Below are 15,719 nucleotides of genomic sequence, written 5' to 3'. Positions count from 1 at the left end.
CGGCGGGCGCGGGCTCCGGATCGGAGGCGGCGTCGGCAGGGGGCGTGGACACGGGCGCTGGCATACCTGGCAGGCTATCCGGCGGCACCGACACGCCGGTGCCGAAGCGTGACGACAGCACGAAGACCAGCAGCGAACGGAGATTCATGACGGCCAGACGGACCGGGCCATTCACCACCGGGGACCGGGTGCAGCTGACCGATGCCAAGGGACGCCTCTACACGGTGATCTTGGAGCCGGGCAAGGAGTTCCACACCCACCGCGGCGGGATCAAGCACGACGATCTGATCGGCGCCGACGAGGGCAGCCTTGTGCACTCCACCAACGGCACCCCGTATCTGGCCCTGCGCCCGCTGCTGGTCGACTACGTGCTTTCCATGCCGCGCGGCGCGGCCGTCATCTACCCGAAGGACGCCGCCCAGATCGTGCACGAGGGCGACGTGTTCCCCGGCGCGCGCGTCCTGGAGGCCGGGGCTGGCTCCGGCGCGCTGACTTGTTCGCTGTTGCGCGCGGTCGGCCCGGAGGGCGGGGTTATCTCCTACGAGATCCGTGACGACCACGCCGAGCACGCCGTTCGCAACGTAGAACGCTTCTTTGGCGAACGTCCAGCAAACTGGAGTCTTACCGTCGGCGACGTCGCCGACTACGCGGGCGAGCCGGTCGACCGGGTGGTGCTGGACATGCTGGCGCCGTGGGACGCGCTGCCCGCGGTGTCCAAGGCGCTGGTGCCGGGCGGCGTCCTCATCGTGTACGTCGCGACCGTCACCCAGCTGTCCAAGGTGGTCGAGGCGCTGCGCGAACAGGAATGCTGGACCGAGCCCAGGTCATGGGAGTCGATGGTGCGCGGCTGGCATGTGGTCGGCCTCGCCGTCCGCCCCGAGCACCGCATGCAGGGCCACACGGCCTTCCTGGTGAGCGCACGCAGGCTCGCCGAGGGTGTTGTCACCCCCAAGCCGCAACGCCGCCCCTCGAAGGGCTGAGCCCGCTCGCGAGCCGCATCACCCGAACGCCCCCGCGCGAGGTTTCGCCGAACGAGAGCCGGGGAAACCGCGCACGGGCGCGCGGGTGGAGATACGACCGAGCGCGATCAGGGCGTGCAGGGCGCCTGGGCGAAGCCGAGCATGGTGCACGCGGTGGCGTCCGAGAGCTTCCACTTGCCGTCGACGTGCTGCCAGGTCATCGGCATGGCGGGGGACGAGCCGTGCGGGGAGGTGATGACGACCTGCGCGGTGGCGGTCTCGCCCTCGGTCTTGACGTCGGTGACCGCGAAGGTGAGCTGGCCGTAGCCCGCGAGCAGCTGGTTCATCTGGTCGATGTTGGCCGCGCGCTTCTGGCCATCCACGATCACCGCGGTCTTCTCGGACGTAGGCTTGCTGGGATCGGCGACCAGTGCCAAGGTGGCTTGCAGCTCCTCGGGCTTGGGGGCGTCGCCCGCGGCGTGGTCGTGCCCGCCCGTCGCGCCGGTGCCCGCCGCGGCCGAGGTGGTGGCCACCACCGGGGCGCTGGTCGCGGCGGTATCGGAGGAGTCATCCGAGCCGCAGGCGGTCAGCCCGACCGTAACGGCGAGGGCGGCCGCGGCGGTAGCCACGGAAACGCGCAGAGACTTGGCGGGAAGGAGCATTCTCTAGCAACCTTTCGGCTCGGGTGGCGAGGGTCCTCGCCCGTGTCGGGTTAGGGCAGGCTAACATGGATACTCGGCCGCCGATCGCAGCACAGATGTGATCACGACGAAACCATGTCGGAAAGCGAGAACGGTTCGCGCCCGGTAGCGTTGATAGACCGGGACTGGGAGGAGCAGCACATGAGCCCCATCGAGAATTCGGATTCGGCGGCCTGGAGAGAGCTCGAGGCGATACGCGCCGAGGCGGCTGCACTCCGAAGGCAACTCGCCGATTCGCCGGATCGCACACGGGAATTGGAAGCCCGCATCGATTCGCTGACCATTCGCAACACGAAGCTGATGGACACACTCAAAGAGGCGCGCCAGCAACTGGTCGCGTTGCGCGAGGAGGTCGATCGGCTGGGTCAGCCGCCGAGCGGATACGGCGTTCTGATCGGCGTGTACGACGATCAGACGGTCGACGTGTTCACTTCGGGTCGCAAGATGCGGTTGACATGTTCACCGAACATCGACACCGCGACCCTCGAGTACGGCCAGACCGTCCGCCTCAACGAGGCGCTGACGGTGGTCGAGGCGAACACCTTCGACTCGGTCGGCGAGATCGGCACCCTCCGCGAGATCCTCGACGACGGTCGCCGCGCGCTGGTCGTCGGCCACGCCGACGAGGAGCGGGTGGTCTGGCTGGCCGGCCCGCTGGCCAAGGTCGCCGAGGTCGACGATCTGGACGATCCCGATGCGCCCATTCGCAAACTGCGGCCCGGTGATTCGCTGCTGGTCGACACCAAGGCGGGCTTCGCCTTCGAGCGCATTCCGAAGGCCGAAGTGGAAGACCTTGTGCTCGAGGAAGTCCCGGATGTCGACTACAACGACATCGGCGGTCTCGGACGCCAGATCGAGCAGATCCGCGACGCGGTGGAACTGCCGTTCCTGCACAAGGATCTGTTCCGCGAGTACGCGCTGCGTCCGCCCAAGGGCGTGCTGCTCTACGGTCCGCCCGGCTGCGGTAAGACGCTGATCGCCAAGGCGGTGGCCAACTCGCTGGCCAAGAAGATCGCCGAGGCGCGCGGTGAGGACGCGAAGGAAGCCAAGTCGTTCTTCCTGAACATCAAGGGCCCCGAGCTGCTCAACAAGTTCGTCGGTGAGACCGAGCGCCACATCCGGATCATCTTCCAGCGGGCGCGGGAAAAGGCCTCCGAGGGAACGCCGGTGATCGTGTTCTTCGACGAGATGGACTCGATCTTCCGCACCCGCGGCTCCGGTGTGTCCTCCGATGTGGAGACCACCGTTGTGCCGCAGCTGCTTTCGGAGATCGACGGTGTCGAAGGCCTGGAGAACGTCATCGTCATCGGCGCCTCCAACCGCGAGGACATGATCGACCCCGCGATCCTGCGGCCCGGTCGTCTCGACGTGAAGATCAAGATCGAGCGGCCGGACGCCGAATCGGCGCAGGACATCTTCTCGAAGTACCTGACCGAGCACCTGCCGTTGCACGCCGAGGATCTCGACGAGTTCGGCGGCGACAAGGCCGCCTGCATCGCCGCGATGATCGAACGGGTCGTCGACCGGATGTACGCCGAGAGCGAGGACAACCGCTTCCTGGAGGTCACCTACGCCAACGGTGACAAGGAAGTCCTGTACTTCAAGGACTTCAACTCCGGCGCCATGATCCAGAACATCGTGGACCGCTCCAAGAAGTACGCCATCAAGGCGGTGCTCGATACCGGCAACCCGGGTCTGCGCATCCAGCATCTCTACGATTCGATCGTGGACGAGTTCTCCGAGAACGAGGACCTGCCCAACACCACGAATCCCGATGACTGGGCCCGCATTTCGGGTAAGAAGGGCGAGCGCATCGTGTACATCCGCACCTTGGTCACGGGCAAGAACGCCAGTGCCAGCCGTGCGATCGATACAGAGTCGAATACGGGTCAGTACCTGTAGTTCGGGTTGTGTGAGGGCCGCGTCTCCGAGAGGGGGCGCGGCCTTTGCTGTGTCTGGCGAACGAATCCCGCATCCCACTGAGTGGAATGTGACCCAACCCACTGGACGCTTGTCTGAGAAGATAACGCCAGCTAGAGGCCCTGTTCTCGGTGCTAGAGCGATGCTTCACCAATTGTGGCGGACCGAAAACGCCTCCGGCAAACATCTGAATCATGCATGCTTCAGATTAACGGCGCGCCGACCGTGCGCGCCGCATCGAGATGAGGAGCACCCCATGTCCGGATCTGCGTCGGATTTCCTGGCCGAAGTTCTGTTCAAGACCATCCAGCAGCTGCTGTCGGGCAGCGCGAGCTGAGCGCATCGTCGCGCGACTGATCAAGGGCCGAGCCCTCCCGAGGGGGCTCGGCCCTTCGATTTCGGAATCGCGACGCCGGCGATTCCACGACGCTGTCCGGATCCGGCGGCTTCGCCGCGACCCCGCATACCCGGCGCCCGAGCGGCTCGGCGGCGACCCGGTGGACGCTCCGACCTCGCCCCGCTCCGATCCGGCCCGATCGGCCGACCTGCCGCGCTCAGTTGACCTGTCGTGCCGCGGCGTCCCAATACTTCTGCCGCAGATCGCGTTTCAGGATCTTCCCGGCGCCGGAGACCGGCAGCGCGTCCACGATCTCGATACTGCGCGGCGCCTTGTATCCGGCGATCAGTTCCTTGGCGTGGCCGCGGATCTCCTCCGCCGTCACCTGCAGGCCCGGTTTGCAGACGATGACCGCGTGCACCCGCTCGCCCCATTCGTCGTCGGGAATGCCGATGACCGCCACCGCGGCGACCGCGGGATGCGCGGCGACGGCGTTCTCCACCTCGGCGGAATACACGTTCTCGCCGCCGGAGACGATCATGTCCTTGATCCGGTCCACGATGTAGACGTAGCCGTCCTCGTCCATGTAGCCGCCGTCGCCGGTGTGCATCCAGCCGTCCCGCACCGCGTCCGCGGTCTCGGCGGGCTTGTTCCAGTAGCCGAGCATCACGTGGCCGCCGCGCACCGCCACCTCGCCGATCGTGCCGCGCGGCACCTCGACGCCGTCGGCATCCACGATCCTGACCTCGCTGTGCGGGGCGGCCCGTCCCGCCGAGCGCAGCCGGCCGGCCAGATGGTCCTGCGGTCCGAGCAGTGTGGCGATCGGCGCGACCTCGGTCATGCCGTAGGCCTGGGCGAATCCGGCCCGCCCGAAGGCGGCCATCGCGCGCTCGAGCACCGCCTGCGAGATCGGCGACGCGCCGTACATGATGTTCTCCACGCTGGACAGGTCGAACTCGGCCGCACGCGGATGGTCGACCAGCATCTGGATCATCACCGGCACCAGCACCGACGAGCTCACGCGATGCTCTTGAATCGCGGTCAGCGTAGCGACCGGATCGAAGGCGGGAATCATCACGTGGGTGCCGCCCAGCGTCAGCACACCCTGCCATCCGGCCAGGTCGGCGAGGTGGAACATCGGCGCAGCGTGCAGGAAGACCGCACCGGGAGCCATCAGGTATCCGGTGGCGACGGCGCCCAGCGCGGAGGTCAGCAGGTTGGCGTGGCTGAGCACAACGCCCTTGGGGAATCCGGTGGTGCCGCCGGTGTAGAAGATGCCCGCCGGCGCGTCGCCGCCGCGGCGCGCGTCGGGGATGGGCGCGGCGTCCGCGACGATCCGCTCGTAGTCGAGCGCGCCTTCGGGGACCGGGCCGTCGCCGCAGTGGACGACGGCGCGGAGCTCTGGATACTGCGCCCGCAGCGCCGGAACCATGGGGGCGAACGCGTCGTCCACGAAAAGGACCCGGCTGTCGGAATCGGCCAGGGAATAGGCGATTTCGGCCGGGCTCCAGCGAATGTTGACCGGGTTGAGTACGGCGTCCGCCCACGGCACCGCCAGCAAGTACTCGTGGTAGCGGTCGGAATTCAGCGACAGCATCGCCACGCGGTCGCCCGCGCCGACGCCGAGGCCGCGCAGCGCGCCCGCCAACCGGGCCACCCGGTCGAGCACCTCCCGGTTGGTCCGCTTCCGCTGGCCGCAGATGGTCATCAGGCCGTCGGGGTTGTGCTGGGCGGCGCGGTGCAGGCCCTGAGTCAGATACATCGTCTATTCCTCGTCGAACAGCGGTGGTGGGTCCCGACGAGTATTCGGCCGACGATGTGATCTGCGCCATGGAGGGCGTGTCGAACTATCAGTCGCCGGCTTGTTGATTTCTCCAAACCCCCGGCCGTAGGGTCGAGCGCCATGAGCAGACTCTCGACCGCCGCGGAACGCCAGGCGGTGGCGCGAGTGCGGCACCGGTCGCCCGAACTCGTCGACCGCATCGTGGCGCGAGCCAGGGCGGAGATGTCCGCGTACGCGCCGCTGCCCGCCGCGACCATCGCCGCGTCCACCGCCTCGATCGTCGACCGCCTGCTCGCCGCGCTGCACGATGGCGGCCCGCTGGCCTCCGAAGATCTGGCCGCGCTCCGCGAATTCGGCGAAATTCGTGCCCGCCAAGGCATTTCGCTCGCCGACGTGCAGAACGGGTGGCGCATCGCGGTCCGCGAGATCCTCGCTGAACTGTCCGCGGCCGCGGGCGAGAGCCAGGCCGCCGATCGGACATTGCTGAGGCTGACCACCGCGCTGCTCGACCTCGTCGACGCGGCGGTCGTCCCGTACAGCGCCGGGCACCGCGACGTCGAGATCGCCGCGGCACGGCACGACGAGCAGTTCCGCGCCGAGTTCACCAGGGCCGCGCTGCTCGGCACCCTCGGCCCCGCGGACCTGCGGATCCGCGCCCAGCAACTCGGCGTCGACCCGGAGCTCGAGTACCGCGCGTACCGCGCCAGGGCCGACGAATCCCGCGACGCGGGCCGGAACATCGCCCCGAGCGGGTTCGCGACCACGGTGGACGGCGACGTCGCCGGCTTTGTGGAAAAGTCCAGAAGCCCGGGAGGGTGCGGCGTCGTCGGCCTCGGCCCGCCGGCCCGGCTGGAAGACCTGGCTCGCTCGTTCCGCCTGGCGGGCCGCATGCTGACCACCGCACAGATTTTCGGCCGCACCGGAACCGTCGACCTGGACAGCGTCGGCCTGCTGCCCGCCATCGCCGCCGACACCGACCTGGGGGCGGAACTGGTCCGGCGTTATCTTGCGGCCCTCGGCGACGGCGAATCCGCCCGGACTGTCGTCGACACCGTCGAGGCGCATCTCGACACCGGCATGCGCATCGAGGCCACCGCCGAGCGACTTGTGGTGCACCCCAACACCGTTCGCTACCGTCTCGGTCGCTTCGAAGAACTCACCGGCGCCGATCTCCGCGTCGCGCACACCGCGCTGCAAGTCTGGTGGGCGATCCAATACCGGAAGGCGCAGCGCCCACCGCGACGGTGAGACATTCGCCGTGCGGGCTTTCCTCGCGGGTCTTCCGCCGATACGGTCGATTCCGGCCGTGCCGCTCATGGGCGTCGGTTCGGAAGGAGATCCGCATGGGTTCAACGGCTTTCGCCGTATTTCTGCCGCTGGCACTGGCGCTGGTGATGTTCGGGCTCGGGCTGACGCTCACCGTCGACGACTTCGCCAGAGTGCTGCGGTATCCCGCGGCCGCGGCGATCGCGCTGGTCTGCCAGATGGTGCTGTTGCCCGCCGCGTGCCTGGGGCTGATCCTGCTGTTCCGGGTGGAGGGCGCGCTCGCGGTGGGCATGATGCTGCTCGCGGCCTCGCCCGGCGGACCGTCGGCAAACCTGTTCAGCCACATCGCCGGTGGGCACGTCGCGCTGAACATCACACTCACGGCGGTGAATTCGGTGCTCGCGGTGTTCACCCTGCCATTGGTCGTCGCGCTGTCCTACACCGTGTTCCTGGACGGCGAGGGCTCGATCGGGTTGCGGCCGGACAAGTTCGCGCAGGTCTTCGCGATCGTGCTGGTGCCCGTCGCGCTCGGCATGTGGGTGCACCGGCGGTTCACGGACTGGGCGCGGCGGATGCGCGGCGCGGTCAAGGTGCTGTCGATCGTGGTGCTCGCGCTGGTGGTCGCGGCGGCGGTGGCGAAGAACTTCGAGACGCTCACCGAACACCTCGGCGAGCTGGCCGCGCTGTGCCTGGTGTTCGCCGTGCTGAGCCTGACGGTCGGGTACGTCGCGCCGCGGCTGTTCGGAGTCGACGACGATCAGGCCGTCGCCTCGGCGATGGAGATCGGCATCCACAACGGCGCGATCGCCATCGCCGTCGCGGTCTCGGTACTGCACAACGACACGATGGCGGTTCCCGGTGCGGTGTACGGCGTGCTGATGAACATCCCGGCCGCCGCCGCGGCCTACCTCCTGGCGCGCCGTCGCAGGCCCGAGCCGGCGACCACGACGGTGTAAGCGGGATCAGACCGGCCGCAGCTCCACGACGACACCGCCCTGCCGCCAGGTCTGGTAGATGTCGGCCTTGTTCGGGGAGCCGTCGGCGTCGAACCCGATGCCGCTGAACGAGGCATTGGTCTTGTTGTCCCTCGCGATGATCTCGAACAGCCGCATCACCTCCTGCTCGCCGGTGTGCACCACGGGATCGAAGCGTTCGGGCGCCCCGCCGCGGGTCAGCGTGACCGAGGTACCGGTGCGCAGGTTCTTCACCCACGGTCGCAGCGCGGTTCCGACCAGCAGCGCGCCGTCGTGCGGGGTGTACGCGACCGGCACGGTGTAGATCTTGCCCGAGGATCGGCCGACGACGTGCAGCGTCATCAGTCGTTTGCCGACCACCCTGGACAGTCCGGGGACGCGCAGCAGCGCACGCACCACGCGGTTCACCGCGGCCTGATAGCGCGGAATCGCGCTGGGACCGTTGGTAGTGGGTGTGCCGTAAGGGTTTTCGGGGCTCGAGGTGTCGCTCATCCTTCCAGTATGGGTGAACCGCAGTCGGCTACGCCGAAAGGCTGATCTCGGCTCGTTCCGTGGGCGGATGGGCGTGCGGCCGTTTCTCGCTAGATTCGAGGCGGCCCGAGTCCGAACTCGTCGAGGAGCTGCGTGACCGAAACCGTTGAGCGTCAAGAGCTGGACACCGCGGGGGATGGGCGTCCTCCGGCGGCGACCGCGGGTATCGCCGTAGTCGCGGGCATCGCCTTTGCGGCGCTGCTGTTCTCGGCGAGCCGCTACGACTATTTCGGCGACGAGCTGTACTTCCTCGCCGCGGGACGCCACCCGTCCTTCGGTTACGCCGATCAGGGCCCGGTGCTTCCGATGCTGGCCCGGCTCATGGACACCATCGCCCCCGGTTCGTTCTTCGTGCTCCGGCTGCCCGCGGTCGCGCTGACCACGCTCGCCGTCGCGTTCACCGCGCTGCTGGCCAGGGAGTTCGGCGGCGGGCGCGGCGCGCAACTGCTCGCGGCCGCCGCCTACGCGACCTCGCCGTTTCTGCTGTTGCAGGGCAAGATGCTCACCACCAACGCGATCGACACCGTGCTGTGGGTGATCATCACCTGGCTCGTCGTGCGATGGGTGCGCACCCGCCGCGACTCGCTGCTGCTGTGCGCGGCGCTGGTGACGGCGCTGGACATGCAGGTGAAATGGCTGATCCCGTTCTTCTGGATCGCGGTCGCCGTGACCTCGCTCGCGCTCGGTCCGCGCGAACTGGTGCGGCGCCCGCTGCTGTGGCTCGGCGGCGCGATCGTCCTGCTCGCGACGCTGCCGACGCTGATCTGGCAGGCGGGCAACGGCTGGCCGCAGCTGCGCATGGGCGAGGTGATCAGCGGCGAGCAGGACGTGCTCGGCGGGCGGTTGATGTTCGTGCCGCTGGCGATCCTGACCGCGGGCGTGCTGGGTGCGGTGGTGCTGGTGTACGGCGTGTGGGCGCTGCTGCGCACTCCGGCGCTGGGCCGATACCGCTCGCTGGGCCCGCACCGCTTTCTCGGGGCGACGCTGCTGCTGCTCGTCGCGATCTTCCTGATGACGGGCGGACGCATCTACTACATGGCGGGCATGTACGGCGTGGTGCTCGCCGCGGGCGCCGTCGGGCTGGTCGAGCTGGCGGGCCGGCTGGGTCCCTCGCGGCGCAGGCTGCTCATCGGGAGCGGGTCGGCGGTGGTCCTGTGTTCCGTCGCGCTCGTGCTGTGGTCGACGCCGTGGCAGCACCCCGACGACATCGCACCGGCCGCCGACGACGCGGAGGCTGCGATCGACATCGGCGTGTACGGCGAATTCGGCTGGCCCGAACTGACCGCCGCGGTATCGCGGGCCGCGGCGGCACTCGCCCCGGCCGAACACGCGAACGCCGTCGTCGTCACCGACACCTATTGGCAGGCCAGCGCGCTCGATCAGTTCGCCCGCGACGAGCTGCCGCCGATCTACAGCCCGAGCCGCGGCTACGGCTACTTCGGCAGGCCGCTCGACGAGGCGAGCACTGTGCTCGCCGTCGGGGTGGCCGAGAGCTTCCTGCACTGGAACTTCGACAGCGTCGAGCCGGTCGGCAAGGTGGAGAGCAGGCTCGGCTTCCCCGGCAACACCCAGGACGTCACCGTGTGGAAGTGCACCGGCGTGCGTCATCCGTGGGCCGAGACCTGGCCGGACTTGATGCATCTGTAGCCGGACGTGCTTATCTGGAGGCATGACATCTGGGCAGACCGAGATCTGGCACAACCCGCGGTGCTCGAAGAGCCGCGCCGCGACGGCGCACCTGGACGAGTCGGGCGCGACCTACAGCGTGCGCCGCTACCTGGACGACCCGCCCACCGCGGACGAGTTGCGCGAGGTGCTGCGGCGGCTGGACGCGCAACCGTGGGACATCACCCGCACCGGCGAGCAGCTCGCCAAGGAACTCGGCATGGCGGACTGGGGCCGTACGCCCGCCGACCGGGATCGATGGATCGCGGCGCTGGCGGAGAACCCGCAGCTCATCCAGCGTCCGATCGTGCTCACCGGGGACGGTGGCGCGGTGGTCGCGCGCACCGAGGACGCGCTGCGCTCGCTCGACTGACGACCCGCGAATCCCGGTCTCCCCGGCCGGAATTCGACCATTCCAGCCCGCCGCGGGCAGGCGGTAGGGTCGGCGGCATGAAGGTACAGTTGCGCCACAATCCCGCCTCCACCGTCGCCCGATGCTTCCTCGCGGGCGGGGAGCCGATGCGAGTCGAGAGCGGCGCCATGGTCGCCCATTCGGCGGGAGTCACGTTGCAGGCCAAGGCCGAGGGCGGCATCCTGGCCGGGCTCAAGCGCTCGGTGCTCTCCGGAGAATCGTTCTTCGTCTCCACCTTCACCGCTCCGCCGCAGGGCGGCTGGGTCGACGTCGCCCCCGCCCTGCCCGGCGACATGCTCAACCTGCAGATCACCCAGGACCGGCCGTTCTTCATCAGCCGCGGCGGCTGGATCGCCAATGCGCACGGCGTGCAAGTGGAGAGCAAGTGGGGCGGTTTCGCGAATCTGTTCGGCGGCGAGGGCGGCTTCGGCTTGCGCGCGTACGGCGACGGCGAGATCGTGGTCGGCGTCTTCGGCGCGATCGACGTGATCGACCTGCAGCCGGGCGAACCGATCACCATCGACACAGGGCACGTGGTGGCCTACGACCTGGCCATGAACTTCACCATCCGGCGTGCCGTCTCCGGCCGCTCCATCCAGTCGCTGAAGTCCGGCGAAGGCTTCGTCTTCGACTTCGTAGGTCCCGGCCGGGTGCTGCTGCAGACCCGCAACCCCGGCGCGTTCCTTTCCTGGGCCAGCACCGGCGCCTCGTCGAGCTGATCGCGGCGAGCACCACACAGCGAGGACTTCGACCAGAGTCCTTCACCTCCGGGTAACCTCCCCGACACCCGCGTCGGTGATGTTGGGCGCTCCACTTGATGAACTACTCGAAGGATTGCCTTTCATGGAACTGCTCGAAGTCTTCGCCAACATCCTGCAGACGATGCTGACCCTCGGCAGCGGCAGCGCGGCGTAGCCGGTTCAGGCCAGGAGATCGCCGACCAGCACCCGGGTGTCCGGGACGAACGGCCAATCCGGGTCGGCGAGGTGGGCGCGCAGTTCCGCGTCGGTCCACCACCAGCCGTCGGCGATCTCCTCGGGCTGATGACGGATGGGGCCGTCGTACCGCAGCTCGTAGGCGAACAGGTGGCAGCGCATCGGCCTGCCCTCCCATTCCCCGTCCCAGGACGCGCTGGCCATCGGCAGCGGCGGCGTCGCGTCCTCGGTGAGCACGATGCCGAGCTCTTCGGCCAGCTCCCGGATCGCGGTCCGCGCCGGATCCTCGCCGGGCGCGACGACACCGCCCGCGAGGCAGTCGTGCATCCCCGCGAACACCATCTTCGTGTCGGTGCGACGGTGCACGTAGACCCGCTCGCCATCCCTCGAACGCACCAGCACCCCGGAACTGGCGTGCCACAGACCCTCGCGGTAGACCTCGGCGCGATCGGCCGCGCCGACCTCGCGGCCCCGCCGGTCGTATACCGCGATCATCTCGCCGGAATGACCGTCGAAGTTCGGCTGCGCAGACACCGCTCGAGGGTAACCTGGGCAGCGCACTCCACCTGGAGAGAGGACCGTCCGATGGTGCTTCCGCGCATAGTGGCGAGGTTCAACCGGCACGTGACCAACCCGGTGGCGGGACTGGTCGCGGGTACGGTGCCGCCCTTCGCGGTGGTGCGGCACAAAGGACGGCGATCCGGCCGCGCCTACCGGACACCGGTGTGGGTGTTCGAAGACGATGGGGTCTACCGCATCGCACTGACCTACGGCCGTGAGTCGGAATGGGTCAAGAACGTCCTCGCCGCCGGCGTTTTCGAGCTGGATGCCAAAGGCCACACCGTCACACTGCGGGATCCGGTGGTGCTGGAGGATCGCTCGGCGGGCTGGGCCCCGCTCGGCGTGCGCCAGGTGCTGTGGGGCATCGGCGCCAAGCACTATCTGCGGGCCACACCTGCTGCCTGACGGTGTGCCCCGGCGCGTTACCGGCGGCCACGCCGGGATTTCGCGCCCGGCTGCGGCTTCACCCCCGGCTGCGGTTTCATCCCTGGCTTCGGCACAGTGTGCTGCCGCGCCACGGCCGCCGCTGCCTCCGCGGCGCTGGCCTCGGCGTCCACGCGGCGGTGCACGAAGTGTTGCTGGGCCAGCGTCCAGGCGTTGTTCGACACGAAGTACAGCAGGATCGCCACCGGAAGCAGCGCGCCGCCGATGAGAGCGCCCGCCGGAAAGACCCAGAGCGTCATCGTGTTCAGCATCGGCAGCTGCGCCGCGGCTGGGTCCTGGCGGGCGATCGCGGCGCGCGCGGTGAAATGCGTCGCGATGGCCGCCACCAGCATCAGCGTGCCGGCCACCGCGGCGATCGCCGCGCTCGGCTGACCGGTCAGCGTGGCCGACAGCGGCGCGCCGAACAGTTTGGCGCTCAGGAACGACTGGACGTCGGCGGCGTCGAAGACGTAGTTCGGGGTCTGCGCGTTCTGTTCGGGCGTCATCGGCGTCGGCGTGGCCTGGAAGGGCAGATGGCCGAGCGTTCCGGTGCGGTCGAACGAGCGCAGCACGTGGAACAGCGCCAAGAACACCAGCCCCTGGCCGAGCATCGGCAGGCAGCCTGCCAGCACGCCGGCACCATTCTCCCGGTGCAGCTTCTGGATCTCGACGGCCTGTCGTTGCTTGTCGTCGGGGTAGCGCTTGCGCAGCGCCTCGGTCTCGGGTCGCAGCCGCCGGACGACGGCCTGAGTGCGGACCTGTTCGAGGAACAGCGGATACATGGCGGCGCGGAGCGTGGCGACGAGGAACACCACCGCGAGCACCCAGGCCAGCCCGCTGGTGGATCCGAGCAGCGCGGCGAAGACGGTGTGCCAGAGCCAGAGCACGGCGGACACAGGGTAATAGACGATATCGAGCATGGGGGGACACCTGATTCGGTGAGACGTGCGCGCACACGCACGCGAACGGGAGATGGTCACGGCGCGGGCCGACCACACCCGCGCCGCGGCGCGGGCCGTCGATCAGCCCGTGACCAGTCCCGGTGCTCGCGGCCGTGGACGGCCCGCCGTATCGGGATTGCTCTGTCGCAGATAGGAACCGCGCCTGCGGCGCTGCGCCGCCTGCGGTCCGCCGCGGGCGACGACCAGCGGTGCGACCGCGGCGCCGTGCAGCGCCACCATCGCGAACACCGCGGCGGCGAGCACACCGAGCGCGGCCAGCGACGCGTGCTCGGGCAGGGGCGCGGCCAGGAGCGCGAGCGCGGGCGCCAGGCACGCGAAGACCGCGAACGCCGTCAGCTGTACCCGCGAGAACATGGGATCGAGCGTACCGGGTGCGGGCGGCGCGCTGTCACGCTCCGTCGCCGAGATCCCATAGTTCGGCGCGATGCAGCGCGGCGGGCGTCAGCCCGAAGGTGCGGCGGCAGGTGCGGGTGAGCTGGGTGCTGTCATCGAAACCCGAAGCGTGCGCGGCGGCGGCGACGTCGTCGCCGGAGCGGAACCGGTTGACCGCCAAGCGCAGCCGCAGCCACAGGATATACGGGCGCAACGGCATCCCGACCTGTTCGGCGAACAGGTGCGAGAGCCGGGCGGGGGAGAGCCCGACCCGCTTGGCCACGTCGGCGCCGCGCATCGAATGGTCCGGCACCAGACTCGGCAGCAGCCGCAGCGCCTCGGTCACCGCGCCGTGCCGGTGCGAGCCGTTGGCGTCCGTTGGCGCGCAGCGCAATTCGCGCACGATCGCGGCCACCTGCTCGGCGATCGGCGCGGTGGCCAGCGTCGCGGGCATGACCTGCTGGTCGTCGGCCCAGCCGCCCGCGTGCGCTCGCCGATCGGCGGTGGCGCCTGCCGCGGTGTCGGGATCGAGGTAGAGCGCGGCGCCCTCGGCGGCGGTCTCGATCCGGTGCGGCGCGTCGGCGGGCACGATGATCCTGGTGCCGCGATGCCGTACCCCGCCCGCGTCCATCACCGTGATCGGCGTGTGCGCGGCGAGCACCTGGACGGTGTGGTGGGCGTGCAATGCGGTGGGGCGGATCGCGCCGCCGAAAGCGAGAATCCCGGGCCGCAGTAAAGCCGTTGCCCGCCGGGGGGATTCGTCGGGCATGCGGGCGCCGCCCGGGCTCGAGGATGTCGCGGACACCCCGTCGGTGACCAGAGCCTTCTCCATCGGACGCTCCCGGCAGTGACGCAAGGGTCCGGGTTTCGGACCCACCGCCGAGACTATCCGGGTCGCCCCGCGGCGGTGAGCGTTTCGGTCAGGTGAGCCAGGAATTCACCCACGATCGGTCGGTGGGGAAGCGGACGTCGAGGCCGCCCCGTCCCAGCGGGCGGGGTGTGCGGCAGCGGATAGCGCTCGGCGAAACTCACCTGCCCGACGGTAGTTCGGGAAGGCGGAACAGCAGGACCTCCGGATCGAGGTTCTCCTCTTCGACACGAAAAGCGTTGCGGAACAACTCCTGATCGCGATCGTTGCGCCGGATCACGGTGCCGATCTCGGGATTGACCCGGCAGGCGGCCGCGCAGCGCAGCCAGTCGCGGGCGAAGGCGGCGTCCTGGAAGGTGGGGAAGCTGAATCGCGGACCCATCGCCCAGCACATGCTGAGCACGGCGAGTTGCGCGTCGGCGGGCCAGGAATCGAAGGCGGCGAACGGCATGACCACCGCGCCGCTGCCGTGTCGCACCATGCGGCCGCGCAGCAAGGTCTCCAACTCGTCGAGCCGGGCGAAGACGGTGCGGTCGATGTCCTCGTCGGTCAACCGAAGCGCGGTGACATCCGCGAACGCGCGATTGCCGCCCGCCACGAGGTCCATCCGGTTCTTCACCGCGTCCCAGGCCGCGTTGATCTCCGCGCCGGTGGCGGCCGAGCCGTCGGGGCGGCGCCATGGCAATCTGCGTGCCGCGATGAGCGAGGCGGCCCGCTCGGCCGGAGTCGGTGCGGCGCGCACCCGTGTGGTGTCGTCGAGTTTGTTGCCGACACCGGTGCTCACGAAACCCTCGGAATCCAGGTACATCCAGGGCACCCGGCCTTCCAGCGGCACATTGAACGCCAGCCACACGCGGCGCACCGCGGCCTTCATGGACGCTTCCCCTCGTCGTTGGTGCGGAAAGGTTTCGTTTCAGCATGGGACGGGGCTGGGGGGGGGGGCGGCGCAGGCCGGGGCGAGTGGTTTGCGGCCCCGGGCGGGGGGGTGGGGGGGGGGCGGGGGGGGCCGGGGGGGTTGGGCGCGCGGCTCGCACCCCCCCCCCGGTAGCG

General features: G+C 69.4%; 16 protein-coding genes. 8 read left to right on the top strand and 8 right to left on the bottom strand.

Going from position 1 to position 15,719, the window contains the following annotated elements:
* Positions 1-146 precede the first annotated feature (146 nt).
* A complete protein-coding gene (locus tag AB0H50_RS29545) occupies positions 147-980 on the top strand; it encodes a tRNA (adenine-N1)-methyltransferase (RefSeq protein ID WP_357458949.1) in 834 nt (277 codons plus the stop codon).
* A gap of 107 nt (positions 981-1,087) precedes the next feature.
* Here AB0H50_RS29545 and AB0H50_RS29540 read toward each other — a convergent pair whose 3' ends face one another.
* A complete protein-coding gene (locus AB0H50_RS29540; RefSeq protein WP_357458946.1) occupies positions 1,088-1,621 on the bottom strand; it encodes a hypothetical protein in 534 nt (177 codons plus the stop codon).
* A gap of 180 nt (positions 1,622-1,801) precedes the next feature.
* Here AB0H50_RS29540 and arc point away from each other — a divergent pair, with 180 nt between their 5' ends.
* On the top strand, positions 1,802-3,562 hold the full coding sequence (arc, locus tag AB0H50_RS29535) for a proteasome ATPase (protein WP_357458943.1): 1,761 nt from the start codon (positions 1,802-1,804) through the stop codon (positions 3,560-3,562).
* Positions 3,563-4,134: 572 nt separating this feature from the next.
* Here arc and AB0H50_RS29530 read toward each other — a convergent pair.
* On the bottom strand, positions 4,135-5,679 hold the full coding sequence (locus AB0H50_RS29530) for a long-chain fatty acid--CoA ligase (protein WP_357458940.1): 1,545 nt from the start codon (positions 5,677-5,679) through the stop codon (positions 4,135-4,137).
* A 141-nt stretch (positions 5,680-5,820) separates the two neighbouring features.
* Here AB0H50_RS29530 and AB0H50_RS29525 point away from each other — a divergent pair, with 141 nt between their 5' ends.
* Complete coding sequence (locus AB0H50_RS29525; RefSeq protein WP_357458937.1) at positions 5,821-6,948, top strand: helix-turn-helix domain-containing protein; 1,128 nt, start codon at positions 5,821-5,823, stop codon at positions 6,946-6,948.
* Between the two features lie 95 nt (positions 6,949-7,043).
* The gene (locus AB0H50_RS29520) at positions 7,044-7,922 is read left to right on the top strand and encodes a bile acid:sodium symporter family protein (RefSeq protein ID WP_357458936.1); all 879 of its coding nucleotides are present in this window, start codon (positions 7,044-7,046) and stop codon (positions 7,920-7,922) included.
* A gap of 6 nt (positions 7,923-7,928) precedes the next feature.
* Here the strand turns inward: AB0H50_RS29520 and AB0H50_RS29515 are convergent, their stop codons facing one another.
* The gene (locus AB0H50_RS29515) at positions 7,929-8,432 is read right to left on the bottom strand and encodes a hypothetical protein (RefSeq protein ID WP_357458934.1); all 504 of its coding nucleotides are present in this window, start codon (positions 8,430-8,432) and stop codon (positions 7,929-7,931) included.
* Positions 8,433-8,564: 132 nt separating this feature from the next.
* Here AB0H50_RS29515 and AB0H50_RS29510 point away from each other — a divergent pair, with 132 nt between their 5' ends.
* The 3 genes from AB0H50_RS29510 to AB0H50_RS29500 all read left to right on the top strand — a co-directional run bounded on the left by AB0H50_RS29510 (position 8,565) and on the right by AB0H50_RS29500 (position 11,267).
* Positions 8,565-10,118 carry a glycosyltransferase family 39 protein gene (locus AB0H50_RS29510; RefSeq protein ID WP_357458932.1) on the top strand — a complete coding sequence of 518 codons (1,554 nt, stop codon included), beginning with the start codon at positions 8,565-8,567 and terminating at the stop codon, positions 10,116-10,118.
* Positions 10,119-10,140: 22 nt separating this feature from the next.
* On the top strand, positions 10,141-10,509 hold the full coding sequence (locus AB0H50_RS29505; protein ID WP_357458929.1) for an arsenate reductase family protein: 369 nt from the start codon (positions 10,141-10,143) through the stop codon (positions 10,507-10,509).
* A 77-nt stretch (positions 10,510-10,586) separates the two neighbouring features.
* Entirely contained in the window at positions 10,587-11,267 is a 681-nt protein-coding gene (locus tag AB0H50_RS29500; RefSeq protein ID WP_357458928.1) for a TIGR00266 family protein, read from the top strand.
* Between the two features lie 201 nt (positions 11,268-11,468).
* On the opposite strand, the gene AB0H50_RS29495 is transcribed toward AB0H50_RS29500, so the two are convergent.
* Complete coding sequence (locus AB0H50_RS29495; RefSeq protein ID WP_357459364.1) at positions 11,469-11,978, bottom strand: NUDIX domain-containing protein; 510 nt, start codon at positions 11,976-11,978, stop codon at positions 11,469-11,471.
* A gap of 90 nt (positions 11,979-12,068) precedes the next feature.
* On the opposite strand from AB0H50_RS29495, the gene AB0H50_RS29490 reads away from it, so the two are divergent.
* Positions 12,069-12,449: a nitroreductase family deazaflavin-dependent oxidoreductase gene (locus AB0H50_RS29490; protein ID WP_357458926.1), complete on the top strand. Its 381-nt coding sequence runs from the start codon at positions 12,069-12,071 to the stop codon at positions 12,447-12,449.
* Positions 12,450-12,466: 17 nt separating this feature from the next.
* Here AB0H50_RS29490 and yidC read toward each other — a convergent pair whose 3' ends face one another.
* The 4 genes from yidC to AB0H50_RS29470 form a co-directional block, all read right to left on the bottom strand.
* A complete protein-coding gene (gene yidC, locus AB0H50_RS29485; protein WP_357458924.1) occupies positions 12,467-13,387 on the bottom strand; it encodes a membrane protein insertase YidC in 921 nt (306 codons plus the stop codon).
* Between the two features lie 102 nt (positions 13,388-13,489).
* Positions 13,490-13,783 carry a DUF6412 domain-containing protein gene (locus tag AB0H50_RS29480; RefSeq protein ID WP_357458921.1) on the bottom strand — a complete coding sequence of 98 codons (294 nt, stop codon included), beginning with the start codon at positions 13,781-13,783 and terminating at the stop codon, positions 13,490-13,492.
* A 34-nt stretch (positions 13,784-13,817) separates the two neighbouring features.
* Positions 13,818-14,633 (bottom strand): helix-turn-helix transcriptional regulator, encoded by an 816-nt coding sequence (locus AB0H50_RS29475; protein ID WP_357458918.1) that lies wholly within the window; start codon positions 14,631-14,633, stop codon positions 13,818-13,820.
* Positions 14,634-14,829: 196 nt separating this feature from the next.
* Positions 14,830-15,543 carry a hypothetical protein gene (locus AB0H50_RS29470; protein ID WP_357458915.1) on the bottom strand — a complete coding sequence of 238 codons (714 nt, stop codon included), beginning with the start codon at positions 15,541-15,543 and terminating at the stop codon, positions 14,830-14,832.
* Positions 15,544-15,719 lie beyond the last annotated feature (176 nt).

Origin of the sequence: Nocardia sp. NPDC050793 (assembly GCF_040654065.1) — a bacterium.
In the GTDB taxonomy this organism is placed as follows: Bacteria; Actinomycetota; Actinomycetes; order Mycobacteriales; family Mycobacteriaceae; genus Nocardia.
The sequence above is the reverse complement of the archived record's forward strand: the minus strand, read 5'-3'. Positions and strand labels throughout refer to the sequence as shown.

What these genes read in the sequence shown, in the direction of transcription:
- AB0H50_RS29545 (WP_357458949.1), top strand. Translation starts at nt 147, where the DNA reads ATGACGGCCAGACGGACCGGGCCATTCACCACCGGGGACCGGGTGCAG.
- AB0H50_RS29540 (WP_357458946.1), bottom strand. Translation starts at nt 1,621, where the DNA reads ATGCTCCTTCCCGCCAAGTCTCTGCGCGTTTCCGTGGCTACCGCCGCG.
- arc (WP_357458943.1), top strand. Translation starts at nt 1,802, where the DNA reads ATGAGCCCCATCGAGAATTCGGATTCGGCGGCCTGGAGAGAGCTCGAG.
- AB0H50_RS29530 (WP_357458940.1), bottom strand. Translation starts at nt 5,679, where the DNA reads ATGTATCTGACTCAGGGCCTGCACCGCGCCGCCCAGCACAACCCCGAC.
- AB0H50_RS29525 (WP_357458937.1), top strand. Translation starts at nt 5,821, where the DNA reads ATGAGCAGACTCTCGACCGCCGCGGAACGCCAGGCGGTGGCGCGAGTG.
- AB0H50_RS29520 (WP_357458936.1), top strand. Translation starts at nt 7,044, where the DNA reads ATGGGTTCAACGGCTTTCGCCGTATTTCTGCCGCTGGCACTGGCGCTG.
- AB0H50_RS29515 (WP_357458934.1), bottom strand. Translation starts at nt 8,432, where the DNA reads ATGAGCGACACCTCGAGCCCCGAAAACCCTTACGGCACACCCACTACC.
- AB0H50_RS29505 (WP_357458929.1), top strand. Translation starts at nt 10,141, where the DNA reads ATGACATCTGGGCAGACCGAGATCTGGCACAACCCGCGGTGCTCGAAG.
- AB0H50_RS29500 (WP_357458928.1), top strand. Translation starts at nt 10,587, where the DNA reads ATGAAGGTACAGTTGCGCCACAATCCCGCCTCCACCGTCGCCCGATGC.
- AB0H50_RS29495 (WP_357459364.1), bottom strand. Translation starts at nt 11,978, where the DNA reads ATGATCGCGGTATACGACCGGCGGGGCCGCGAGGTCGGCGCGGCCGAT.
- AB0H50_RS29490 (WP_357458926.1), top strand. Translation starts at nt 12,069, where the DNA reads ATGGTGCTTCCGCGCATAGTGGCGAGGTTCAACCGGCACGTGACCAAC.
- yidC (WP_357458924.1), bottom strand. Translation starts at nt 13,387, where the DNA reads ATGCTCGATATCGTCTATTACCCTGTGTCCGCCGTGCTCTGGCTCTGG.
- AB0H50_RS29480 (WP_357458921.1), bottom strand. Translation starts at nt 13,783, where the DNA reads ATGTTCTCGCGGGTACAGCTGACGGCGTTCGCGGTCTTCGCGTGCCTG.
- AB0H50_RS29475 (WP_357458918.1), bottom strand. Translation starts at nt 14,633, where the DNA reads ATGGAGAAGGCTCTGGTCACCGACGGGGTGTCCGCGACATCCTCGAGC.
- AB0H50_RS29470 (WP_357458915.1), bottom strand. Translation starts at nt 15,543, where the DNA reads ATGAAGGCCGCGGTGCGCCGCGTGTGGCTGGCGTTCAATGTGCCGCTG.